This is a genomic window from Providencia sp. CIM-Carb-044, from assembly GCF_033901115.1.
In the GTDB taxonomy this organism is placed as follows: Bacteria; Pseudomonadota; Gammaproteobacteria; order Enterobacterales; family Enterobacteriaceae; genus Providencia; species Providencia hangzhouensis.
The window spans coordinates 24,508-48,552 of sequence record NZ_JAXADV010000005.1 but is presented as its reverse complement, the minus strand read 5'-3'; the positions used below and the strand labels follow the sequence as shown (position 1 = coordinate 48,552).

Genomic DNA, 24,045 nt, shown 5'->3' with positions numbered 1-24,045 from the left:
ATGAACAATAAAGGTAGCCTCACATGGGTATTAGCCTGTATCCCTTTTCCCCCCTTATCTAGAATAGTGTATACTTGCCGGCAAGAAATTTATTCACGGTTAATTAATATAATGAAAGAAATCGAAAAAGCACAAATTAAGCTTCTTAGCGACCGTTTAGATCTTATTCGTCGCCAGATGGCAAGTATGCAACTGACGAGTGAAGTAGAAAAACACGCAGAACTAGAGAAAGAAAAAGCGACACTGGAAATTGAAATCGCTCGTCTGAAGGCGGAGCGTAACAAAAAACTAAGCAAAGAAGCGCAAAAACTAGTAGATATGCCGTTCAAGCGTCCCATCACTAAGAAAGAACAAGCCGACCTTGGCAAGCTGAAAAAATCCGTGCGAGGCTTGACCATTGTCCATCCAATGACGGCATTAGGCCGCGAAATGGAACTGGATGTTATGACCGGTTTTTCTAAGGCTGATTTCTAGTTAGAAAGTCAACCCAACTAAAATCTGTAATGCCCAACGAATACTGGGAGGTTCTTAATACACTTTTTATAGTTATGAACCGCTAGTAAGTAATTCAGCCGCTCATCATCCATCACAAACCCTTTGATCAGATACCGTTCTAGCGTTTGCGTTGCCTACTGGCGAAATTGAGTGCCACCAACAGATGTAACGCAGTAACTGACAGCAAGCACATTATTTTACTAAAAATAATGTGCTACTATATTTATAAATTCTGTTGAAAGAAAACAGTGAGTTTATCGAAAGGGATCTTGCTTAGATTATCATATAAATCAACATGATCAGCATTTGGAATAATCAAGAGTTCTTTAGGATCTGAAGCTACTTTGTACACATCTTCAGAATAATAACGAGAATGTGCATTTTCCCCTGCAATCAGCAAAATTGGTCTTGGTGATATCATTTCAATATTGGTATGCATAGGAAAATTAAAAAAAGATATAGGCGTTGTTGCTGTCCACGCGGTTGTTGAATTAATTGAACGGGGATGAAAACCTCGAGGAGTACGGTAATAATCAAAAAATGCGGCTAATACAGGCGGTGCATTCTCTGGCAGAGTCTCCGGTAAAACACGTTGTCCCTCGATAATATTGCCATCTTCATCGAATGGCACCTCATGGTAACCTAAAGCATAGTGTCCGTTTTTTGCATCTTTCCAGCGCTGCTGGCTAAGATAATCAATCACTTTATGTCGTTCTTCAATGGTGTAACTATCTTGGTATCCGCGGCTAATACTGCGAGACATATCGTACATTGATGCTGTTGCTACGGCTTTAATACGTGAATCGCTACTCGCTGCAGTTAAAGCCATACCACTTAATCCGCAGATAGCTAACGCACCAATACGCTCGCGATCCACATTTGGCTGTAGCCCTAAAAAATCGACAGCAGCACTAAAGTCTTCCGTATTGATATCCGCAGAAGCAACATTTCGAGGCTCACCCTCACTTTCTCCAGTAAAAGAGGGATCAAATGCTAGAGTAATAAAACCACGCTCTGCTAATGTTTGTGCATACAACCCCGAAGACTGCTCTTTTACTGCGCCAAATGGACCACTCAATACAATTGCAGCAAATAACCCATTGCTATGTTTAGGTTGATATAAATCTCCGACTAAGGCTAAACCATAACGATTTTTGAATGTGACTTTTTTATGTTCAACCTTATCACTTTTTACAAAGGTTTTATCCCATAGCTCACTGAAATTTGTATTTGGTTGCGCTAATACTGGCGCTGTAATTATCGATGCCATACCTGCAACAGCAATACTTGCCCCCGTTAATTTCAATAAATCTCTACGTTCATGATCCATAATGTACATCCTCTTTTAGTCATTTCTTTGGAAAAGCTCTATCACTGCTTGTTTTGGTGATATTCCAGCCCATGGGTTATGTTTCCTTTTCAGCCTTTGCTGTGCATTGAACAAGTATTGCTGCGACTACAAGAAATAACGTACTGATTGCAAAGGTACTTTCATAGCCCATCAAATCAAATATTATGCCTCCCACCGAAGCGCCGCAGGCAATGGAAAGTTGGATCACAGCAACCATCAATCCCCCTCCTGCTTCTGCACTATTTGAAAATATTCGAGGTATCCAACTCCACCAACCAACAGGCGCCGCAGTCGCGATAAAACCCCAAATACTCAATAATACGATGGAAGTAAGACTGGAATAGCCAAAGAAAATAAGTGATACCGCAATACTGGCCATCAATAGTGGAATGGCGATTAATGTTTGATAGAACCCTATTTTTAATACACGATTAATCAGTAGAGTTCCGATAAATCCCGTAATACCAATAAGTAACAAACTAAATGTCACCATCGAGATATCGACTTTTACGACGGTCTCAAGGAAAGGACGCACATAGGTAAATAAGGTAAACTGCCCCATAAAAAATAACCCGATAGCAAGCATACCCAGTGTGATAACGCGATATTTAAAGAAGCTAAAAATACTGAAAATCTGAGGCGTATTTTGATGACTGTTCGGATCAGTTGGCATTGAGGGTAAACTCACCCACAACCACAAAATAGTTGCAATCGCGATAGGTACCAAGCCTAAAAATGCCCCTCTCCATCCAATAGTTGAGCCCAGATAAGCTCCTAAAGGTGCAGCAATAACCGTTGCTAGCGCATTGCCGCTATTGAAAATAGCCAGTGCCTTAGGAACTTGATCTATCGGCACAAGGCGCATTGCTATCGCAGCAGACATAGACCAAAAACCGCCTACAACAATACCGATTAGCGCACGACCAACCATATAAGTATAATAATTGGTGGCTAAAGCAATCATCGCGCCTGACGCCCCCATTAAGAACGTAAGCCCCAGCAATAAGGCTTTACGATTTAAATTACGAGTAAGTGCAGAAATAAATAAGCTCGTTATGACAGCAAATATTCCTGAGATAGTAATACCTTGTCCCGCCATTCCTTCAGTTACCTGAAAATCAAGCGCTAACGGCGTTAACAAACTCACAGGCATAAATTCTGAAGCTATCAATACAAAAACACATAGCGTCATGGCAAAAACTGCACTCCAGTTCGCTCTTTCAGGAAAATTTCGCTCTTGAAAAATGGCATTATCCATCGATTATATTCGCCTATGTACCTACGATATTTAATGGACATCATCATGGCATACAGGTAATAATTTAATTAGTGGGTATAATCTTCATGAACTTGTGAGAAAAATTCATTAATGATGAAAGGTAAAATGAATGACTTGCACGCTTTTCTTATCGTTGCTCAAGAGCAAAGTTTTACAAAAGCGGCTGCAAGACTTGGTGTGACGCCTTCGGCATTAAGCCATACAATACGACTTTTGGAAGAACGCTTAGGGATTCGACTTCTAGCAAGAACAACCCGAAATGTTTCAGTAACAGAGGCTGGCGCACAGCTAATGAATGCCATCCGACCATTATTTGAACAGATTGATATTGAACTTAATGCATTAAGTGAGTTAAGAGACAGCCCTAGAGGGACTATTCGCTTAAGTTGTACCGATGACCAAATCGAAATTTATATTCGACCAATATTGAATAATTTTTTACAAAAATACCCTGATATCACAATAGAAATATATGTGGACTATGGTTTTACAAACATTGTTGAAGAACGTTTCGATGCAGGAATTCGAATTGGCGATGATATCAATAAAGACATGATAGCAGTTCGCATTGGGCCAGATTGGCGCTTAATTGCAGTCGCTTCACCGGACTATTTTAAACAGCACCCTAAACCTTTATTTCCTAACGACTTATCTGAACATCAATGCATCAATATTCGCCATCGTGCTGCGGGGGCTATTTATGCGTGGGAATTTAAACAAAATGATCATACAACAAGTATAAAGGTGGATGGGCAACTCGTTTTCAATAGTACACTGCACCAGTTAAATGCAGCGCTGGACGGAATGGGAATAGCCTATATTCCAGAACATTTAGCCGAGCCTTATATTGCCAAGGGGAAGTTACAGGCTGTATTAATCGATTATAGCCCTTACTTTGAAGGTTTTCACCTGTATTACCCAAACCGTCGACAGTCCTCACCCGCTTTTATGGCTTTTGTAGAAGCGATACGGTATCGAACAAAGTAGTCGCATTTGGTGAGTTGGATAAATAGCAGTGCCCCCATTAATACCCCCAGATTGGTTTTTTAGTAGTAGGCTTTTTTACTAATCCCACCAGCACATTGCAAAACTTCACGGTCATTAAAACTTAAAAACTGATCCAGCTTTGTATCCCAATCCTGTAAAAAAACTTGCTTACGACGCAGTGCTTGGTCTTCTGCAAAATCTAACCACATATTGACGATACGGTTTAATTCTTTCAGTTCATTTTCTCGAAGATAGTTCTTCGCGATCGTGACATCGGTTTTATACACCTCATCAAATTTATAGCTGGTTAAGCCCATATCCAGCTGACTGGCTTTGAGCTTCATTGTGGGGGCATCCAAAAAATAGGGAAAAATTATGCCCCCAAACAGGGGTATAAACCAGTAAACAAGGGGAGAATCAGACAGACTTCGAAGTGATTAATCTTGTTGATTTAAAAGGAAAATATAGACTTTGAGAGAAATTCAGAAACTGCGTTTGGCGGAAGATCACAGGAGTCGAACCTGCCCGGGACTGCTGGCAGCCCCAACTGGATTTGAAATCCAGCCGCCTCACCGGAGACGACGATCTTCCTCTATAGATTGGAAAGTGATTATAGACTGAATTCATTATTTTCCAAAGCATTGAAACTACAACTATTGCCTTTATTGATAAAAACCAACAAAAACCCCATTTATTGATAAGCGTTAATAAGAAAAAACGTTAGATTGATATTGAGGTTTGTACATCTGCCCCCATATACTTTCTTATATTCGCAATGGCGTGCTGGTTCTATCACCCATAACATTTATCCTATTTGGGTATAAGTTCGCCATTTAACTTTTATTGTCAACACAGTAAGCCTTGGCCTACGAGCACAAGCCTGCAATCACAGGATGTTTTATGACAAATTCATTATTAGCCGATTCCGCACTACCCCGTTTTTCTACTATAGAGCCTGCGGATATTTTTCCCGCGGTCCAACACGTACTCAATGAATATCGCCAAACAGTAGAAAACCTGTTGAGTGCAACAGATCAATACACTTGGGACAACCTGTGCCAACCTTTAGAAGAAGCCAGTGATAAGCTGTCTCGTGTTTGGTCGCCAGTGAGTCATTTACATTCCGTGAAAAACAGCCCGGAACTGCGCGAAGAGTATGAAAAATGTTTACCATTACTGTCTGAATTCAGTACCTGGATGGGGCAGCATGAGCCTTTATATCAAGCATATAAATCATTAAAAGAAGGGGCTGAATTTAATTCCCTTAGCCAAGCTCAACGTAAGTCTATCGAAAATACCTTACGCGATTTTGAGTTATCCGGTATTGGCTTACCTGCTGAAAAACAGCAACGTTATGGTGAAATTGTGGCACGTTTGTCGGAGATAGCGTCTAAGTTTAGCAATAACGTCCTTGATGCGACCATGGGGTGGAGTAAGCTCATTAAAGACGAAAAAGAATTAGCGGGTATGCCAGAAAGCGCTATTGCTGCAGCAAAAGCCATGGCTGAATCAAAAGGTGAAGAAGGCTACTTACTCACTCTCGATATGCCAAGCTATTTACCTGTTATGACCTATGCTGATAACGCAGAATTACGTCGTGAAATGAGCCATGCATATAGCACCCGTGCGTCTGACCAAGGCCCAAATGCGGGTAAATGGGATAACAGCGAATTAATTGATGAACTGATGGCTTTACGCCACGAGCTAGCGCAATTATTAGGTTTTAAAAACTACGCAGAAAAATCCCTAGCGACCAAAATGGCCGAATCACCAGAACAAGTGCTGAATTTCCTCAATGATTTAGCTGACCGTGCTCATCAGCAAGGGGAAAATGAACTGGCTGAACTGACGGCTTTTGCTAAAGAACATTATGGTGTCGATACGCTTGAATCTTGGGATTTAGCCTATTACAGCGAAAAACAAAAACAGCATAAATTCTCATTAAATGATGAACAATTGCGCCCATATTTCCCTGAACAACGCGTCCTGAATGGCTTGTTCGAAGTTGTTCATCGCATTTATGGTTTAACTGCCAAAGAACGCAATGATGTAGAAACATGGCATAAAGATGTGCGTTTCTTTGAACTCTATGATGAAACCAATACCTTACGCGGCAGCTTCTACCTAGACCTCTATGCTCGCGAACATAAACGCGGTGGAGCTTGGATGGACGATTGTGTTGGCCGTATGGTGCATAAAGACGGCTCATTACAAAATCCTGTAGCCTATTTAACCTGTAACTTCAATAAACCACTTGGCGATAAGCCCGCACTGTTTACTCATAATGAAGTCACTACCTTATTCCACGAATTTGGTCACGGCTTACATCATATGTTAACGCAAATTGATGTTGCAGATGTCGCAGGGATTAACGGTGTACCATGGGATGCTGTCGAGTTACCAAGTCAGTTTATGGAAAACTGGTGCTGGGAGCCTGAAGCCCTCGAATTTATTTCCGGCCATTATGAGACAGGCGAACCATTACCAACAGAAATGCTTAATAGCATGTTAGCAGCAAAGAACTACCAATCAGCCATGTTTGTTCTGCGCCAGTTAGAGTTTGGCCTGTTTGATTTCACCTTACATGCTGAGTATGACCCAGCCAAAGGTGCGCAAGTCATGCCAACGCTATATGCGATTAAAGATAAAGTCGCTGTGGTTCCTTCACCAAAATGGTCGCGCTTTCCACATGCTTTTAGCCATATTTTCGCAGGTGGCTATGCAGCTGGCTATTACAGCTACTTATGGGCAGATGTGCTTGCGGCAGATGCATACTCACGTTTCAGTGAAGAAGGCATCTTTAACCGTCAAACAGGTCAGTCTTTCCTCGACAATATCTTAAGTCGTGGTGGCTCAGAAGAGCCAATGGCGCTGTTTGAACGCTTCCGTGGTCGCAAACCAGAATTAGATGCCATGTTGAAGAGCTATGGTATTCATGGCTAATCGTATTGAGATCCAATTGATCTGCGAAGAGGGTGCCGATCCCGGCACTCTTTCTCAACTTTCTGAAAAATGGCAACTTTCTCATACCCCTGATGCCATTATGGCGGTTGTACTTACGCCTGAAAACTTACAACTGCGCAAACTAGATGAGCCTAAATTAGGTGGGATTTTTGTTGATTTCGTCTCTGGGGCGATGGCCCATCGTCGCAAATTTGGTGGAGGTCGCGGTGAAGCTGTTGCCAAAGCCGTCGGGATCAAAAAAGATTATCTTCCCGATGTCATTGATGCCACTGCTGGCCTAGGGCGTGATGCCTTTGTTCTAGCCGCTCTCGGTTGCCATGTCCGTATGTTGGAGCGCCACCCTGTGGTTGCTGCTCTATTGGATGATGGTTTACAACGAGGCTACCAAGATGCAGAAATTGGCCCATGGTTACAAGAGCGAATGTCATTGATTCATGCATCCAGTATTACAGCACTGAGTGAGATAACCCATGCCCCTGATGTTATCTATCTTGATCCGATGTACCCTCATCGGCAAAAAAGTGCTTTAGTGAAGAAAGAAATGCGAGTATTTCAGTCATTGGTGGGAGCAGATGATGATGCAGATTCATTATTAGCCCCTGCGATTGCTTTGGCTAAACGTAGAGTGGTTGTTAAGCGCCCTGACTACGCGGAGCCCCTTGCGGGACAAAAAGCGCCATCAGCGGTTACCACTAAAAACCATCGATTTGATATCTATCCATGCATTAAAAATAGCGAATAAACGTAACGGCGAAGGGCGTATGTACAGGTGAATTTATCAGTATGATACAGCCGCCCTTTCGCGTACGTTTTGAGGTCAGAGGATTACAACACACCCTGCCCAAGCATTGCATCTGCGACTTTTACGAAGCCCGCGATGTTAGCGCCTTGAACATAGTTAGTTTGTTTCTCTTCACCACCGAACTCCACACAGTGCTGGTGAATATCCAACATGATGTGATGCAGACGGGCGTCAACTTTCTCTGCTTTCCAACCTAGACGAGCCGCATTTTGAGCCATCTCAAGACCTGAGGTTGCCACACCACCTGCGTTAGCCGCTTTACCTGGCGCAAACAGCACTCCTGCTTCAAGGAACAGCTCAGTTGCAGGAATAGTCGTTGGCATATTAGCCCCTTCAGCGACCGCTTTAACGCCATTTTTGATTAACACTTTTGCTGCATCAACATCCAGCTCATTTTGTGTTGCACATGGCAGAGCGATATCGACAGGAACATTCCATGGTTGCTGACCCGCTAAGTAAGTTAAGCCAAACTCTTTTGCATATTCTTCAATACGACCATAGTTGTTTTTGATTTCTTCCAAACGTGCGAGTTTTTCTGTTGTAAAGCCGTCTTCATCAACTACAGTACCGCTTGAATCGGAAGCTGTAACCACTTTGGCACCTAGCTCCATGCATTTTTCAATGGTGTACTGCGCAACGTTACCAGAACCAGAAACCGCGACACGCATCCCTTCGAAACCTAGGCCATGACGTTTTAGCATCGCATTTGTGAAGTAAACCAAACCGTAACCGGTTGCTTCAGGGCGAATTAAACTACCACCAAAAGACAATCCTTTACCGGTAAATACACAAGAAGTATCATTAGACAGCTTTTTCATCATACCTGTCATAAAGCCCACTTCACGGCCACCAACACCAATATCCCCTGCTGGGACGTCAGTATTTGAACCAATATGGCGATAGAGTTCTGTCATCAATGCTTGGCAGAAACGCATCACTTCACCATGACTTTTACCTTTAGGATCAAAGTCAGAGCCACCTTTACCACCACCCATAGGCAATGTGGTCAAAGCATTTTTCAGTGTTTGTTCAAAGCCTAAGAATTTCAGGATAGATAAATTCACAGATGGGTGAAAACGCATACCACCTTTGAATGGGCCGATTGCAGAGCTAAATTGCACACGCCATGCACGGTTAACTTGAACTTTACCTTGGTCGTCTACCCAACATACTCGAAATTGAATTACACGCTCAGGTTCAACAAAACGTTCAAGTAATGCTTGGTCACGATACTTAGCATTTTGCTCTAAGAACGGCCAAAGGGAAGTGAATACTTCACGCACGGCTTGTAGAAATTCAGGTTGAGAAGGGTCTCTTTTTTGGACAGACTCCAAGAACGAAGATAGTGATTGTGTCATCTATGTCTTCCTTTTTAACATGTAGTTGTTGTGATGTGCCTCACTCTTTCTTATCATTATTTTTAGGAAATGTGAGGTTGATTTGTGTTTGCCTATTGAATATATCATTAGTTTGTATTCTAAATTCAAGGTTTTTTTTCACTCTATAGCAAAATAAATTGCTTGACCTGCCAATAACTCCCTCAAAATACATATTTTGAAACAAAAAAAACGCCTGCATAAACAAGCGTTTTCAGTGAATAATATTTCAAATTGAGTGATATGGATTATTCTTCATCATCATTTAGTGGCACAATCAACATATCCACATGAACAGTATTGATTAACTGGCGAGCAGATGACATCAGCTTGCTCCAGAAATCTTGGTGATGCCCACAGACCACTAAATCCATATTGTATTTCTTAATCGCGTCCACAAGTACTTGGCCTAGGTCGCCACTACCACTGAGTGTTTCTTGGATTTCATAACCTGCGCCCGCAGACAAATCCTTCAGAGCATTACGTGTTTCATCAGTAATACGTTGCTGCATGTCACCAAGATTGACATCAATAAGACCGGTATAGAGGTCTGAATAGTTAACATCAACATGGATCATAGATACTTTGGCCCCGTAAGGTTTTGCCATAGAGACAGCCTTATCCAGTAATACTTTACTTTCAGGTGATAAATCTACCGCAACGAGAATATGTTTGTAAGCCATAAGTAAACTCCTTCCGAATGCTGATTATCTGGTGGTTATGCCTTCACCACATCTTTATGAATACTATACCTGCTAATTGTGATTATTAAGTGTTGCTTTGATCACATCTAAGCAGATTAACCTTAAAATCATCACTTCATATAACATTTTATAAAACAATAACATCATTCATTCAATATTAATATATTGCCCTAAAAAATTCGAGTTATGGCGACTCTTTAGTTTAGAAATGCAACAAAGTTGCACAGCAAACTGTGATAATAAAGTTCAGTAACTCAGATTTATTTTCTTCAATAGAAACAAGAGGTCATCACAAATTTGCGCTAACTGCACTTTTTTTAAACAGTAATTTATCCTACAATAAAATAACTGAGTATAAGTACAATTTTTCTGCTGTATTTCCTTTGCGACAATTGCTGTGAGCTTGAGCTAGGTTCTAAGGAGAGGATTATGTTCAGTATGATTGCATTATTTTGGGCATTATGCATTTTGTGCATCTTAAATATGATGCGGTACTTTTCTTCCGTTCGTGTTTTATTGTCTATTCTAAGGGATTCAGATCCCCTGCTTTATCAATCCGTTGATGGTAATGGTTTTTTTACTACACACGGCCAACTGAACAAACAACTGCGGTTAGTTCGATACATAAATAATAAACAATATCTGGAACATTACGACCCAGAAGTTATTTTGCGTTGTGAGCGGATCCGTAAGCAATTCATGATGATAAGCAGACTCAGTATTCTTGTTGTCGTGAGCTTAGCCTATTTATTGATAACAGGTTAATTGTGATTAGTAACTTGCTAGCGAGAAAATAGTGATGACCTTCCGATCATCACTATTTTATATATGTAGATTACTGTGTTCATGTAACTGTTAAAGGCTCCATACTCATGTATGAAGCCAAAATTAGTGCGACTAGATAAACAACAGCGATAGCCAGTACAAACCGCCCGATAACACAATGGACACCGGTAAAGTCAATAACCATGCTAATGCAATGCTTTTAATGGTTTTTGTTTGTACACCACCACCATCGACAACCATCGTCCCCGCAACCGCAGAAGATAAAACCTGCGTTGTTGAAACTGGCATACCAGTATAACTTGCCACACCGATAGAAACTGCTGCAGTCACCTGGGCAGATACACCTTGCGCATAAGTCATGCCTTTCTTACCAATTTTCTCACCAATGGTCACAGCAACACGCTGCCAACCAAACATGGTGCCTAATGATAATGCTAAAGCAACCGCAATAATGATCCACAGTGGCGCATATTCAACGGTATACAGCAAATCATTACTGAGTTTTTTCAGTAAGCTGGCATCTTTCGAACTGGTTTCTGGCAATTTCGCAACCGCATTCGCAGTATCAGAGATACACATCAGCAAACGGCGTGCGTGGTTACGTTGGTCTGGCGTCAGCTCTTCATAGCTTTGAATGCCATCAAGCATCTTTTGCGCTTGATTTAAAATAGCGCTAGTACGCGTGCTATCACAATGGAATTCACCGCCAGGCTCATCACTACTTTCTGCAACGGCCGGGGCATTTTCTATTGCATGGTTTAACGCTGGTTTATGTGTTTCATAGTATTGTTGCAGGTGGACAACCGCATCATGTGTTTTTGCGATGTCATAACCGTTAGAATTCATATTCATAACGAAACCTGCTGGAGCAACACCAATTAACACCAGCATGATAAGACCGATGCCTTTCTGGCCATCGTTCGCACCATGGGAGAAACTGACCCCAACTGCTGACAAAATCAATGCAGTACGGGTCCAGAATGGTGGCTTACGCTTACCATCTTTTTTCTCACGTTCCGCTGGTGTTAAGTGAATACGACGACGTTTCTTTGTGCCACTCCAATAACGGCGCAAAAAGAAAATCATCAAACCGGCAATCACGAAACCGATAGCGGGAGACAAAATTAATGACATGAAAATACTGATCATTTTCGGTATATTCAAGGCATCAACAACAGACGAATCAGTCACAATCGCGTTGGTTAAACCCACCCCGATTATTGCCCCGATCAGTGTGTGTGAACTGGAAGCTGGGATACCGAAGTACCAAGTTCCAAGGTTCCAAATAATTGCAGCCAAGAGCAATGAAAAAACCATTGCAAGGCCGTGAGCTGAGCTCACATTAAGCAAGAGGTCTGTTGGTAAGAGATGGACAATGGCATATGCAACGCTCAACCCTCCCAGCAAGACACCAAAAAAGTTAAAAACCCCTGCCATGACAACTGCGAACTGAGCCCGCATTGCTCTGGTATAAATAACCGTTGCTACCGCGTTAGCGGTGTCATGGAAGCCATTTATAGCCTCATAGATCAGCACAAATAACAGTGCCAGAACTAATAATAGACCTGTATGAAATTCTAAACCTGTAAAAAGATGTAGCATAGACGTTAAGCCATTATATGTTGGACATGAACGCGGCGCATTATCAGTGACAAACGCTGGCGGTGGAAGCAAAATCTAACCTTTTTTTGATTTAACTACCCATCAAAAAAGCACCTCATAGCAATTACTCCATATTTTTCAATACGTTAAAGCAATCAAACTTATTCTGAATTTTTGAAACTTTTTAACGATATTTCCAGAAAATAATCGTTGTTTGCTTTTTTTAGACGAATTTTTCTAATTATAATACGTCCTGTATAGTTTTCATCAGTTCTTCCTCAAAGCTTTACATTACAATCCCGATGAGATGACGTAAAATATCCCAGTTATCAATGTAATTACGCTTAAAATCAAACATATATAGAGACACTTATTGTGAAAAATTTCGACGTTATTATTTTAGGTGCTGGTGCAGCGGGTTTATTCTGTGCCTCACACTCTGGCAAACGCGGTTTGAAGACGCTAGTGGTTGATAACGGGAAAAAATTAGGCAGAAAAATATTGATGTCCGGTGGCGGGCGCTGCAATTTCACTAATATGTATGCAGAACACAGCAATTACATTTCAACAAACCCACACTTTTGTAAGTCAGCACTTGCTCGCTATACACAGTGGGATTTTATTGCCTTAGTGGCCAAATATAATATTCCCTATCATGAAAAAACCTTAGGGCAGCTTTTTTGTGATAATAGTGCACAAGATATCGTCAATATGCTGCAAAGTGAGTGTAATCTACCTAATATCACTATCAAGTTACGCAGTGAGGTGACTGCCGTTGACAAAGCAGATAATGGTTTTTTAGTCACGATCAACGGCTCTCAAGTAAGTACCCACTCACTTGTCGTTGCAACAGGCGGCCTATCTATGCCAGGTTTAGGTGCGACCCCTTTTGGCTATCGTCTTGCGGAACAGTTTGGGCATACTATTATTCCAACACGAGCAGCACTGGTGCCCTTCACCTTACATAAACCCCTTTTAGAAACCTTACAGGTACTTTCAGGTATCTCTGTCCCTGCAACGGTAACAGCGGCAAGCGGCACCGTATTTAAAGAAAATATTTTATTTACCCATCGAGGGCTTTCTGGTCCAGCTATTTTACAAATATCCAGCTACTGGAACCCTGGCGAGTACGTGAGTATTAACTTACTTCCAGATATCTCCGTCAATGATTTTATCGTTTCAGAGAGACAACAGCACCCAAATCAATCATTGAAAAATACCTTAGCTAAATTATTACCAAAACGGCTAATTGAGGTATTACAAGCCCAAGGACAAATCCCTGAGTTTGCTCTAAAACAGCTTAATCATCCTCAAATTGAAGCGTTACACACCACCTTACACCAATGGCAGGTGCAACCTAATGGAACGGAAGGTTACCGTACCGCCGAAGTGACATTGGGTGGCGTTGATACTCACGAAATATCATCTAAAACCATGCAATCACTTAAAGTACCAGACCTGTATTTTATTGGTGAAGTGATGGATGTGACCGGCTGGCTCGGAGGTTACAATTTCCAATGGGCATGGAGCTCCGCGGCTGCATGCGCGGAAAGCTTACCTCTCCCTTTTGCAAAAAACGACTAAAAAACACTCGGCCTTAACCAGACTCTTAACAGGATTGCTCTGTTAAAGTTATCGGCCTTTATTTATGGCCAAATAATCTTAATCCATTGAAAAATAATGGTTAATATTTAATTTCATATAAATCATATAATTGCAGTTTTAATTATAAGATATATTATTTTGGTTAAAAATAATGCTTTACAAACGATAGTGATAACTATTATCATTATCATCACTTCCTCAACAGGGTTACTTAGTCACCCTTTGCAGGGAGTACGACATTGCTCACATTGCTTCCAGTGTTTACTTTAGCCAGCCTTGCGCTGGCTATTTTTTTATTCACACCACATTCTCTGCAATCACCTTATATCTTATTCAAATTTTTTGGATCCTATGGTTAATGGGAGCTACTTTTCTCTGTGTATAAATTGGTTAAACTGTCATCAATACATTTAGAGCGAGTTCAACCAAGGTTGAAATCCGTACAGGAGAGAACACGATGATCTATTTACGCAAAGCGAACGAACGTGGTCATGCAAACCATGGATGGCTCGACAGTTGGCATACTTTTTCATTCTCTAGCTACTATGATGAGCAATTTATGGGCTTTTCTGCGCTGAGAGTGATTAACGAAGACTTTATTGCTGCTGGCCAAGGGTTTGGAACACATCCCCATAAAGATATGGAAATATTAACCTACGTGCTCAATGGTACTGTGGAACATAAAGACAGCATGGGCAATATGGAGCAAATCCCTGCGGGTGAATTTCAAATAATGAGTGCGGGTACGGGTATTCGTCACTCTGAGTACAACCCAAGCAATGAAGAAGAGCTACATCTGTACCAAATTTGGATCATTCCTGAAAGAACAGGCATTGAGCCACGTTATGAGCAAAAACGGTTCGACTCCAAAGACGGTAAGCAATTGGTGCTATCACCGGATGCACGTGATGGCTCCTTAAAAATTTATCAAGATATGGAACTGTGGCGCTGGGCATTACCTGCTAATGAAACACACCCCCATGCTATCGCTGATAAACGTGTCGTGTGGATCCAGATCGTTAAAGGGAATGTTGAAGTGAATGGCCAAAAAGCAACCACCAGCGATGGTTTAGCCATTTGGCAAGAAACAGCGCTCACCATCAAAGCAAGTGAAGATAGTGAAATCCTGTTGTTTGACTTACCATCAGCAGAATAATCATTTTCACAACAAAAAAGGCTCTACTTTGGTAGAGCCTTTATTATTTATTGATTCACAAAACCAATTACAGTTTTGGCCCTGCTTTCACCAGTGCAGCGCCTGCTGGGGTGTCCGTGTACTTATCAAAGTTGTTCACGAAACGTTCCGCTAAGTCTTGCGCTTTTTCATCCCACTGTGCTTTGTCTGCATAAGTATTACGTGGGTCAAGGATATTGGTATCCACACCCGGTAATGCTGTTGGGATTTCTAAATCGAACACTGGCAGTTTAATCATGTCTGCTTTTTCGATGTCACCACTTAAAATAGCGTCAATGATGGCACGTGTATCTTTGATGGAAATACGTTTACCTGTACCGTTCCAGCCTGTATTCACTAAGTAAGCTTTCGCGCCCGCTGCTTCCATACGTTTAACTAATACTTCAGCGTATTGTGTTGGGTGCAGTGATAAGAATGCCGCACCAAAGCAAGCGGAGAAGGTTGGAGTTGGTTCCGTGACACCACGCTCTGTACCTGCTAATTTCGCGGTAAAGCCTGATAGGAAGTGGTACTGCGTTTGCTCAGGCGTTAAACGAGAAACAGGAGGTAACACACCAAATGCATCTGCGGTTAAGAAGATAACTTTTGTTGCATGGCCCGCTTTAGAAACAGGTTTTACAATATTTTCAATGTGGTAGATTGGGTAAGAAACACGGGTGTTTTCTGTTTTTGAACCATCATTGAAATCAACTGAACCATCTGCCAACACCATCACGTTTTCCAATAACGCATCACGTTTGATAGCGCCATAGATGTCTGGCTCAGCTTCTTTAGATAAGTTGATAGTTTTTGCGTAGCAACCACCTTCAAAGTTGAATACGCCGTCATCATCCCAACCGTGTTCATCGTCACCAATTAACTTACGTTTTGGATCGGTAGAGAGTGTGGTTTTACCTGTTCCAGATAAACCAAAGAAAATGGCTACATCACCTTTTTCGCCGACGTTAGCAGAACAGTGCATAGATGCAATGCCTTTTAATGGCAGCAGGTAGTTCATCATAGAGAACATACCTTTCTTCATTTCGCCGCCATACCAAGAGCCGCCGATCAGTTGCATGCGTTCGGTTAAGTTGAACGCAACAAAGTTTTCTGAATTCAAACCTTGTGCTTTCCAATTCGGGTTAGTACATTTTGCGCCATTCATGACGATGAAATCAGGTTCGAAACCCACTAATTCTTCATCAGATGGCCGAATGAACATGTTTTTAACGAAATGCGCCTGCCATGCAACTTCGGTGATAAAACGTACTTTTAGACGAGTGTCAGCATTCGCACCACAGAATGCATCAATGATAAACAAACGTTTACCTGACAGTTGTTCAGTCACTAAATGTTTGAGATCCGCCCAAACTTCTTGTGACATAGGTTTGTTGTCATTTTTACCTTTACCTTGGTCTGCCCACCAAACTGTATCGCGAGTCACGTCATCACGTACAATATATTTATCTTTTGGTGAACGACCAGTAAAGATACCTGTATCAACCGCAACAGCTCCTAAAGTGGTTACTGTTCCACGCTCATAACCTTCAAGTCCAGGCTTAGTTTCTTCCGTGAATAATAGCTCGTAACTTGGGTTATAAACCACTTCAGTTACATCATGAATACCGTACTTTTCAAGTTCCTTCAGGGTAATGCTTTTAGCGCTCATTATATTGCTCCTGGTAAACATAACTAATCTGCGGATGATCATAATTCTTTACGACTAATTAACAGCGATTGCTATCAAAGAATTGAAAATGTATGATTTTTTTTAATTCATAATGAGACTTAGAGCACGTAATAATGCTTTAAAATTATAAGAAAAAGGTGCAGAATTGCACCCTTGTCACATAATTAGGTTGCTAAATCGTATCAGTGAAGTTGCTGATTTAGCTCATTATTTAACCCCTGAAGATCGGATTCAATAAATACATAATGTGAGCCACAAAATTCACATTCCATATCAATTTTCCCATCTTTGTGCAAAATATCGATAACATCTTCCTTAGGTAAGGTGGCTAACGTACTTTCGCAACGCTCCCTTGAACAAGTACAACGAAACTCGACAGATTGAGGGTCATATAAAGTGACATCTTCTTCATGATAAAGACGATGTAAAACCTCTTTCACATCCAATGTGCTCAGCTCTTGGCCTTTAATCGTGGCAGTCAGTTGCACTAAGTGGTCAAAAAAGTCATGGCTTGTTTCATTTGCTGCTGGCAAAACTTGCAATAACATACCACCTGCACTTGGTTTCCCATCTACTTCACCCACACGGATAAATAAACGGGTTGGTAATTGCTCTGATTGGCGGAAATAGGCATCAATGCTTTCTTCGATAGAATCCCCTTCAATAGCCACAATCCCTTGATAACGTTCACCTTGGTTCGGTGTGATGGTAATAACCATAAAACCGTTACCAATCATTTGCTTGAGAGTGCTACCCGCCACAACTGGGCCATCGACACGTGCAACACCACGCATCTGTTGTAAATTATTACCGTTGATAACCGCCAAATTAACAGGCCCATCACCTTGAATTTGCACAGTAATATCGCCATCGAACTTCAACGTTGCCGTCAATAAACTGGTAGCAACAAGTAACTCACCCAACAACCCTTTTACCGCTGTTGGGTAGTCATGGTTTTCTAAAATATGTTCAAAGGTTTCATCAACACTGATCATTTCTCCACGAACGGAATGTTGTTCAAATAAAAAACGGTGGAGTAAGTCTTGGTTTGCCATAATATCTCTCTATTGCTCGGGCTGTTGCTCAGGCCGTCATTAAGACGACTCATGAGAATTTGTTTGTTTAAACTTTAACAGGGTACGCCGTTCTTTCTTATCCGGGCGTCGCTCTGGATGTGGCATCGTCAGTGCATTCATCTTACGCGCTTGTGCCATTTTCTCGCGTTGATTAATACTTTCTATCGTTTCACAGTACAGCAACTGAGCTTCCGGTGCACCTTTGCGCTGGCTACTGATTTGCATGATTTCAACCGTTCGTTCATCATTACCTTGCCGAAGCTTAACGATTCCATGCAGCTCAACAATTTTCCCTGGCTTAGTTCTTTGCCCATTGTAATGGACTTTGCCGCCTTCAATCATTTCACGGGCGACCGCACGTGTTTTATAAAATCGCGCAGCCCACAGCCACTTATCAAGGCGAACAGGTTCTATAATGGATTGATTCATGGGGCCTCCTCAACATAAGTCTGAATCAAACTAAGAAGAGGCTCCCTCTACTTCCGGGATGATGCTATCGACGATAGGAAGGGGGATTAGCCTCAAAGCATTTATCATAATATTCTGTGATATTACGCAAACGCTTCTTATTATTCAAAACACGTAGCACAATCAACGAACCATTTAACAACGCACACACCAACAAAAATAGGATAAAAAGCGCACTACATATATACTGAGATACCACTTTTTCATTGGGTTCTTCATGCAACACAATTTGCAATGTCCCATTGGCATCTACTGATAAATCCGTAATTACACCTTCAATATTGAACGGTGTATTGATCAGAAGATTTGATAACCTTTGCAACTCTTGCCAACGCTGTAATGGCGATAGCTCATTAAAAGAAGCTCCCTGTATCGAATCAACTAAAGGCTTGTTTTCATCACTAATTAATAAAACACCACCAGGAGGCGGACTATTAATTTTGCGCACTTCTCTATCTATTTCTGTCCTGATAAAATCATATATGGTGTCTTCCACGATGTTTTCCAAGGCCTCAGCGCTACCAGCACGCAATAAAACATGAGCCCCTTTTAGTTTTCCCGTAGACGCTTTCTTTACTAAAGAAGGCCAATCATCTGTACTCCCTAGGTTAGTCAGTGCATTTTTTAATTTTAGGCAGTTATCAGAATTATGGCACAGTTGCTCTGTCCCCATGATGATAGCCGAAAAATCAAAGATAATATTCATCCCTGATTTCATAATATCCCGCTGTAATCTTGGGTTAACTCCTGTCGAGTTTTTATCTGGATGCAATTGGCTTTTGACGGTATCAAGCAATGATATTGAGTGTTCAACAACCTCTGATTGAGGTTCAGTCTGTAAACTAACATCATTCCAATAAATACCAGAGCAATCAAACGGCACAAATTGAGCTTGGTTTTCTTTATTCAAATTCGGTGAGCGGTAACACATCCCTTTTCCTTGGGCAACTAATGTATCCCCAACTTTGAGCTGACGGGAAGCGAGCTCATTAGGGCTCTCAGCCTTGATTTTCTCTGTGCCACCGAGCCACGCAAAACCCAGTTTTATTGGCAAATCTATCGGTTGATATGCAAATATCAGGGTCATCGTTAATAAAGCCCCAACTAACATCAATACATTCTTTTTAAACCGTTTGTAAGGGTAATAACGCTCTTCTTCATGCAAAGAAAGATACTTACCGTGCCTAACCACCTCACCCGTCGTATAAAAATCAATATTAACAGCTTGGTTTTCTTCGTATTTTAAATAATTCGTCCAATGATTAGGGTAGTGCAAGTCAATACCAGCAATAGACGTATTGGTGGAATATTTTTTATCCAGTTCGCCATAGAGTTCCCAGCGCTTTGGTTGGCCATGAATACATTGAATATCTTGATATTGTCGGGGGAACATCCTAGAGCGAAAGAGAATAAGTAACCCAATAATAAACGTAATCGTTGTGATCACTAATCCCGATTCCTGTAATAAAGGAATCGAAACAAGGGTTAAATAACCAAATAAAAAACTCAGGCAGATAATCGCAGCACCAAGCCAACCTGTAGAATGGTGTAACCGATGTTCTTCATTCGTCTCTTTACGAACTTTCAATCGCTCAATACTATGCTGGCCACGTTCTTGAATTGCCGCATCAGGCCATGTTGAATCGATAGGCATACCCGTTTGCCATTCACTACTGAAATCTTTCAGAGAATGGCTATTCATTGAAATAATTAACGGCAAGTGGTCTGTTTCCACTATTTCCATAACATTTTGGCGTTGCAAAAAAGGCTCAAGCTGTGAAGGGAGCTGAACCTCAATTGTATCAATAAAATAGCGCCAACTATTTCCTTGCTCTTGGCGTAAGTTAAAACGTGTCAATGAATGGCAAACTGTCGCTATGATTGAGTTTTTTTTGATTTGCCATGGATGCTGAGATGTATTTGTTGATATAGCAGCGCAATAATTTAAATACTGGGAGATGGTTTGGTAATCTGAATCAATCATTTTCCTAAATGATGGTGACGCTACAGAAGGTATTTGATAGACGCCAGAATGCCGCCCCCGCCTAAAATATAGGAAGGAAGCCATTATAGTCAGGCTAATAACAATTATAGCCGTTATAATGACATGGTTCAGCATTGTTTCCCCAATGAAAAATGAATAAGAAAAGCATATCAGCCCTCACACTTCCTAAAAATAAGCCGATTCCTATTCTATTTGTAGTTTTTATTTTAAATTACAACACCTTGTAAAAAATGTTTTATTTGTTTACCCGTATTATTTGTTTGAGTCAATTATACTAACAGCATTTTATCTACTCGATAATATCTATCATTTTATTTTGATATAGGTCATAGTTGTATGATGATTTCGAAATACGGGCAGTGCTAGGTAAAACGCGTCTCGTAAATCAATGAAATATGCTTTTAGCAATAGATTTCACTCATCCTGTTCGGAAATCGTTATGACAGAGTTAAAAAAACCTAAAATCTTGAATATTCAAGATGTTGCTCAATCAAAATTATTCAGCATTCAATCAGTTGACCTCGAATTTAGTAATGGTGAAAAACGAGTCTATGAAAGAATGCGGCCCGCAAAACGCGAAGCGGTTCTTATTGTTCCTATCATGGGTGATAACCTCATCCTCATTCGCGAATACGCTGTCGGGATTGAAAGCTATGAATTAGGCTTTCCCAAAGGTGCTATCGACCCCGGTGAAATTGCCATTGAAGCAGCCCAGCGTGAACTCAAAGAAGAAATTGGTTATGGCGCTAATCACATGGTTCAGCTCGCCAAACTGACGATGTCGCCATCATACTTTTCAAGTAAAATGAATATTCTTATCGCTCAAGACTTATACAGGGAAAAACTCAAAGGAGATGAGCCTGAACCTCTACAACAAGAGCTATGGCCAATATCTCGAATGATGGAATTACTGGAACACCCTGATTTCAACGAAGCTCGGAATATTAGCGCACTTTTCTATCTAGAACGTTACCTAAAAAGTGTTAGGTAATAACACTTAACATTACATCTGCTGTATGTTATTTCTATAACTAATCATTAATATAGGTATATAACCTACTGATATATTAAACGTCTCTATAGAAAACACCCCATGTTTTAAACCAACAATGGGGTGCTAATTATAGGTATTTAACCAACAATAATTTTAAAATAGCTCTTGGCTGGCCCCGCCTTCCGTAGAAATTGTCGTACCTACCTCTTGTACCGCATGTTCTTTCGGTTCAGTTCCTTCAATAAAATACTCACGACGGGAGGAACCTAATTTACCTGTTCTGCTATCAATGGAGACCGAAATAACACCTTTAGGCGGTTTCATTGTTTTCACTGGTACCCCTGCCAAAATAGACTTCATAAAGTCGTTCCACATGGGTTGTGCACTTTTAGCCCCGGCTTCACCACGACCTAATGTTCGCCTATTATCATCGAAACCAATCCATGCAGAAGCAACAACATCTGGGCCATAGCCAGAGAACCAAGCATCCTTAGAGCTGTTAGTTGTCCCTGTTTTCCCACCAATATCACGGCGACCACCTAAGTCTCTCGCTGCACGCCAACCTGTACCTGACCAACCAGGCTCGCCATAAATATTGGTCATCATCGCATCCCTAATTAAGAATGCAAGTGGGGTATTAATTACATGAGGTGCATATTGGTCACCAGAGTTCCCGTCTAAGTTAGCTGCCGTCGTTAATTCCATTGTTGGCTCTTTTATGACGGTATTATCGCCTGATTGTGTCACTTCTTCGGTAGACTCATCATCAATACCGTTGCTCACAATAGTGCGTTCCGTATCACCATAAATTACCGGAATATTCGTGCAATCAGGGCATGCTATTTTAGGGTTGGCTTCGAAAATAACCTCATCATTATGATTTTCGATCTTCGAAATGTAGTATGGGTCAATCAAATACCCACCATTGGACATGACAGCATATCCACGAACCATTTGCATTGGTGTGAATGATGGCGCACCTAGCGCTAACGCCTCAGTGCGGTTAATATTTTCCGCTGGAAAACCAAAGCGAGTCAGATAATCAGCCGCATAATCCACCCCCATGGCTCTCATCGCACGAACCATCACAACGTTTTTTGATTGGCCTAAACCTTGACGTAAACGAATAGGCCCATCATAGCGAGGAGGTGAATTCTTAGGGCGCCAATCAGAACCTGCACCTGCATCCCAACGGCTAATTGGTACATCATTAAGTAATGATGATAATGTCAGGCCTTTATCCATTGCCGCTGTATATAGGAAAGGTTTAATATTCGAACCAACTTGGCGTAATGATTGGGTGACTCGGTTAAACTCACTCATATTGAAGTCAAACCCACCTACTAGCGCAATAATCGCCCCATCATTTGGATTTAAAGCAACAAATGCCGCATTCGCATCAGGTACTTGCCCTAACCACCAGTTATCTTTAACTTTTCGAATCCAAATTTGCTCACCCACTTGCATGACTGCATTTACAGCTCTTGGCGCGGCACCTTGTTGAGTATCTGAAATAAATTTACGCGCCCAACGCACACCGGTCATTGTAATAGGAATTTGCGAACCATCAGCTAACATCACTTGCGCTTCTGAAGCTGTTGCAGATGTCACAACTGCAGGCATTAAAGGCCCATAAACCGGCATTTTTTTCAATTTTTCGACTATCTGCTCTGCTGTCCAAGCCGTTTCATTCTGTTTCCATAAAACCTCGGCAGGACCGCGATAACCGTGGCGAGTATCGTAGTCGATCAAATTATTACGGACTGCGGTTGTTGCAGCTTCCTGATCTTTACGGATCACCGTAGTGTAGACTTTATACCCATCGGTATACGCATCTTCACCATATTTATCAAACAAGGTTTGACGCGCCATTTCGGCTAAATACGGCGCAGAAAAATCAATTTTCGGCGCATGATACGAAGCAACTATTTTTTCATTTTTTGCTTGTTCATACTGGTCTTGAGTAATGTATTTCTCCTCAAACATGCGAGAAAGAACCACATTACGACGACTTACCGCACGGTCATAAGAGTACAGAGGGTTAAATGTAGAAGGTGCTTTTGGTAAACCTGCAATCATCGCAATTTCACTAAGCGTCAACTCATCCACTGTCTTACCAAAATAAACGTACGCAGCTGCTCCGACGCCATAAGCACGGTTACCTAAATAAATTTTATTCAGGTACAACTCCATAATTTCATCTTTAGTAAAAAGCTGCTCAATGCGAATAGCCAAAAATGCCTCTTTAGCTTTACGCATGAGGGTTTTTTCAGGGCTTAAATAAAAATTTCTCGCGAGCTGCTGAGTGATTGTACTGGCCCCTTGAGATGCATGGCCAGAAGACGCCATTACGGTAACCGCACGGAAAATACCAATAGGGTCAATCCCATGGTGCTCATAAAAACGGCTATCTTCAGTGGCGATAAACGCTTTGATCATTAAAGGAGGAATTTCTGCCAGAGGTAAAGGAATACGACGCTTTTCCCCATATTGGGCAATCAATTCGTTATCCGCACTGTATACCTGCATTGGAATTTGCAGACGAATGTCTTTCATTGTTGCTACATCAGGTAACTCACCTTCCACATATTTATACATGCCATAAATCGAGGCGGTTCCCAAAAAAATGCAACAGAAAACAAGAATAAAAAAATATTTTACGAACTTCACCGGAAAATTCCCATGCT

At 41.4% G+C, this 24,045-nt stretch carries 18 protein-coding genes, 1 tRNA gene and 2 pseudogenes; 8 read left to right on the top strand and 13 right to left on the bottom strand.

The window, feature by feature from the left end; all coding sequences use genetic code 11:
- The first annotated feature begins 111 nt into the window (after positions 1 to 111).
- On the top strand, positions 112 to 474 hold the full coding sequence (locus tag SJ312_RS11795) for a YibL family ribosome-associated protein (protein WP_112308019.1): 363 nt from the start codon (positions 112 to 114) through the stop codon (positions 472 to 474).
- Between the two features lie 95 nt (positions 475 to 569).
- Here SJ312_RS11795 and rhuM (SJ312_RS11790) read toward each other — a convergent pair.
- From rhuM (SJ312_RS11790) to SJ312_RS11780, 3 genes and pseudogenes are all read right to left on the bottom strand, one after another.
- A pseudogene (rhuM, locus tag SJ312_RS11790) lies at positions 570 to 686 on the bottom strand (RhuM family protein); the annotation flags it as partial.
- A gap of 32 nt (positions 687 to 718) precedes the next feature.
- Positions 719 to 1,834: an alpha/beta hydrolase gene (locus SJ312_RS11785; RefSeq protein ID WP_413776559.1), complete on the bottom strand. Its 1,116-nt coding sequence runs from the start codon at positions 1,832 to 1,834 to the stop codon at positions 719 to 721.
- 67 nt (positions 1,835 to 1,901) lie between these two features.
- Positions 1,902 to 3,104, bottom strand: coding sequence for an MFS transporter (locus tag SJ312_RS11780; RefSeq protein ID WP_319867787.1), 1,203 nt, complete (start codon positions 3,102 to 3,104; stop codon positions 1,902 to 1,904).
- Positions 3,105 to 3,215: 111 nt separating this feature from the next.
- Between SJ312_RS11780 and SJ312_RS11775 the strand changes: the two genes are divergently transcribed.
- Positions 3,216 to 4,112 carry a LysR family transcriptional regulator gene (locus SJ312_RS11775; protein WP_096863483.1) on the top strand — a complete coding sequence of 299 codons (897 nt, stop codon included), beginning with the start codon at positions 3,216 to 3,218 and terminating at the stop codon, positions 4,110 to 4,112.
- A 68-nt stretch (positions 4,113 to 4,180) separates the two neighbouring features.
- Here SJ312_RS11775 and rhuM (SJ312_RS11770) read toward each other — a convergent pair.
- Positions 4,181 to 4,444, bottom strand: a pseudogene (gene rhuM, locus SJ312_RS11770) (RhuM family protein); the annotation flags it as partial.
- Positions 4,445 to 4,608: 164 nt separating this feature from the next.
- Positions 4,609 to 4,703, bottom strand: a tRNA-Sec gene (locus tag SJ312_RS11765).
- Positions 4,704 to 5,012: 309 nt separating this feature from the next.
- On the opposite strand from SJ312_RS11765, the gene prlC reads away from it, so the two are divergent.
- Both prlC and rsmJ read left to right on the top strand, forming a co-directional pair.
- Positions 5,013 to 7,055: an oligopeptidase A gene (gene prlC / locus SJ312_RS11760; RefSeq protein WP_136135269.1), complete on the top strand. Its 2,043-nt coding sequence runs from the start codon at positions 5,013 to 5,015 to the stop codon at positions 7,053 to 7,055.
- Complete coding sequence (gene rsmJ, locus SJ312_RS11755) at positions 7,048 to 7,818, top strand: 16S rRNA (guanine(1516)-N(2))-methyltransferase RsmJ (RefSeq protein WP_094962881.1); 771 nt, start codon at positions 7,048 to 7,050, stop codon at positions 7,816 to 7,818. Before prlC ends, rsmJ begins: the two co-directional genes overlap by 8 nt.
- 83 nt (positions 7,819 to 7,901) lie before the next feature.
- Here the strand turns inward: rsmJ and gdhA are convergent, their stop codons facing one another.
- Both gdhA and uspA read right to left on the bottom strand, forming a co-directional pair.
- Complete coding sequence (gdhA, locus tag SJ312_RS11750; protein WP_004263145.1) at positions 7,902 to 9,236, bottom strand: NADP-specific glutamate dehydrogenase; 1,335 nt, start codon at positions 9,234 to 9,236, stop codon at positions 7,902 to 7,904.
- A 266-nt stretch (positions 9,237 to 9,502) separates the two neighbouring features.
- Positions 9,503 to 9,937, bottom strand: coding sequence for a universal stress protein UspA (uspA, locus tag SJ312_RS11745; RefSeq protein WP_004263149.1), 435 nt, complete (start codon positions 9,935 to 9,937; stop codon positions 9,503 to 9,505).
- Positions 9,938 to 10,387: 450 nt separating this feature from the next.
- On the opposite strand from uspA, the gene uspB reads away from it, so the two are divergent.
- Entirely contained in the window at positions 10,388 to 10,723 is a 336-nt protein-coding gene (uspB, locus tag SJ312_RS11740; RefSeq protein WP_004263154.1) for a universal stress protein UspB, read from the top strand.
- Positions 10,724 to 10,855: 132 nt separating this feature from the next.
- On the opposite strand, the gene pitA is transcribed toward uspB, so the two are convergent.
- On the bottom strand, positions 10,856 to 12,346 hold the full coding sequence (gene pitA, locus SJ312_RS11735) for an inorganic phosphate transporter PitA (RefSeq protein ID WP_004263157.1): 1,491 nt from the start codon (positions 12,344 to 12,346) through the stop codon (positions 10,856 to 10,858).
- A gap of 375 nt (positions 12,347 to 12,721) precedes the next feature.
- Between pitA and SJ312_RS11730 the strand changes: the two genes are divergently transcribed.
- Together SJ312_RS11730 and SJ312_RS11725 are read left to right on the top strand one after the other, a co-directional pair.
- On the top strand, positions 12,722 to 13,930 hold the full coding sequence (locus SJ312_RS11730) for an NAD(P)/FAD-dependent oxidoreductase (protein ID WP_110592742.1): 1,209 nt from the start codon (positions 12,722 to 12,724) through the stop codon (positions 13,928 to 13,930).
- Positions 13,931 to 14,408: 478 nt separating this feature from the next.
- Positions 14,409 to 15,107, top strand: a complete 699-nt coding sequence (locus SJ312_RS11725; protein WP_272574802.1) for a pirin family protein — start codon at positions 14,409 to 14,411, stop codon at positions 15,105 to 15,107.
- Positions 15,108 to 15,174: 67 nt separating this feature from the next.
- Here SJ312_RS11725 and pckA read toward each other — a convergent pair whose 3' ends face one another.
- From pckA to SJ312_RS11705, 4 genes are all read right to left on the bottom strand, one after another.
- Positions 15,175 to 16,794: a phosphoenolpyruvate carboxykinase (ATP) gene (pckA, locus tag SJ312_RS11720; RefSeq protein ID WP_004263163.1), complete on the bottom strand. Its 1,620-nt coding sequence runs from the start codon at positions 16,792 to 16,794 to the stop codon at positions 15,175 to 15,177.
- Between the two features lie 203 nt (positions 16,795 to 16,997).
- Positions 16,998 to 17,870, bottom strand: coding sequence for an Hsp33 family molecular chaperone HslO (gene hslO, locus SJ312_RS11715; RefSeq protein ID WP_004263166.1), 873 nt, complete (start codon positions 17,868 to 17,870; stop codon positions 16,998 to 17,000).
- 39 nt (positions 17,871 to 17,909) lie between these two features.
- Complete coding sequence (gene hslR, locus SJ312_RS11710) at positions 17,910 to 18,320, bottom strand: ribosome-associated heat shock protein Hsp15 (RefSeq protein WP_004263168.1); 411 nt, start codon at positions 18,318 to 18,320, stop codon at positions 17,910 to 17,912.
- 64 nt (positions 18,321 to 18,384) lie between these two features.
- Complete coding sequence (locus SJ312_RS11705) at positions 18,385 to 20,478, bottom strand: IgaA/UmoB family intracellular growth attenuator (RefSeq protein ID WP_110592743.1); 2,094 nt, start codon at positions 20,476 to 20,478, stop codon at positions 18,385 to 18,387.
- Between the two features lie 325 nt (positions 20,479 to 20,803).
- Between SJ312_RS11705 and nudE the strand changes: the two genes are divergently transcribed.
- On the top strand, positions 20,804 to 21,355 hold the full coding sequence (gene nudE / locus SJ312_RS11700) for an ADP compounds hydrolase NudE (RefSeq protein WP_094962884.1): 552 nt from the start codon (positions 20,804 to 20,806) through the stop codon (positions 21,353 to 21,355).
- Between the two features lie 156 nt (positions 21,356 to 21,511).
- Here nudE and mrcA read toward each other — a convergent pair whose 3' ends face one another.
- Positions 21,512 to 24,028 carry a peptidoglycan glycosyltransferase/peptidoglycan DD-transpeptidase MrcA gene (gene mrcA / locus SJ312_RS11695; protein ID WP_110592744.1) on the bottom strand — a complete coding sequence of 839 codons (2,517 nt, stop codon included), beginning with the start codon at positions 24,026 to 24,028 and terminating at the stop codon, positions 21,512 to 21,514.
- Between the last annotated feature and the right edge of the window lie 17 nt (positions 24,029 to 24,045).

Coding starts and splice junctions, on each gene's coding strand:
- SJ312_RS11795 (WP_112308019.1), top strand. CDS start 112: ATGAAAGAAATCGAAAAAGCACAAATTAAGCTTCTTAGCGACCGTTTA.
- SJ312_RS11785 (WP_413776559.1), bottom strand. CDS start 1,834: ATGTACATTATGGATCATGAACGTAGAGATTTATTGAAATTAACGGGG.
- SJ312_RS11780 (WP_319867787.1), bottom strand. CDS start 3,104: ATGGATAATGCCATTTTTCAAGAGCGAAATTTTCCTGAAAGAGCGAAC.
- SJ312_RS11775 (WP_096863483.1), top strand. CDS start 3,216: ATGATGAAAGGTAAAATGAATGACTTGCACGCTTTTCTTATCGTTGCT.
- prlC (WP_136135269.1), top strand. CDS start 5,013: ATGACAAATTCATTATTAGCCGATTCCGCACTACCCCGTTTTTCTACT.
- rsmJ (WP_094962881.1), top strand. CDS start 7,048: ATGGCTAATCGTATTGAGATCCAATTGATCTGCGAAGAGGGTGCCGAT.
- gdhA (WP_004263145.1), bottom strand. CDS start 9,236: ATGACACAATCACTATCTTCGTTCTTGGAGTCTGTCCAAAAAAGAGAC.
- uspA (WP_004263149.1), bottom strand. CDS start 9,937: ATGGCTTACAAACATATTCTCGTTGCGGTAGATTTATCACCTGAAAGT.
- uspB (WP_004263154.1), top strand. CDS start 10,388: ATGTTCAGTATGATTGCATTATTTTGGGCATTATGCATTTTGTGCATC.
- pitA (WP_004263157.1), bottom strand. CDS start 12,346: ATGCTACATCTTTTTACAGGTTTAGAATTTCATACAGGTCTATTATTA.
- SJ312_RS11725 (WP_272574802.1), top strand. CDS start 14,409: ATGATCTATTTACGCAAAGCGAACGAACGTGGTCATGCAAACCATGGA.
- pckA (WP_004263163.1), bottom strand. CDS start 16,794: ATGAGCGCTAAAAGCATTACCCTGAAGGAACTTGAAAAGTACGGTATT.
- hslO (WP_004263166.1), bottom strand. CDS start 17,870: ATGGCAAACCAAGACTTACTCCACCGTTTTTTATTTGAACAACATTCC.
- hslR (WP_004263168.1), bottom strand. CDS start 18,320: ATGAATCAATCCATTATAGAACCTGTTCGCCTTGATAAGTGGCTGTGG.
- SJ312_RS11705 (WP_110592743.1), bottom strand. CDS start 20,478: ATGCTGAACCATGTCATTATAACGGCTATAATTGTTATTAGCCTGACT.
- nudE (WP_094962884.1), top strand. CDS start 20,804: ATGACAGAGTTAAAAAAACCTAAAATCTTGAATATTCAAGATGTTGCT.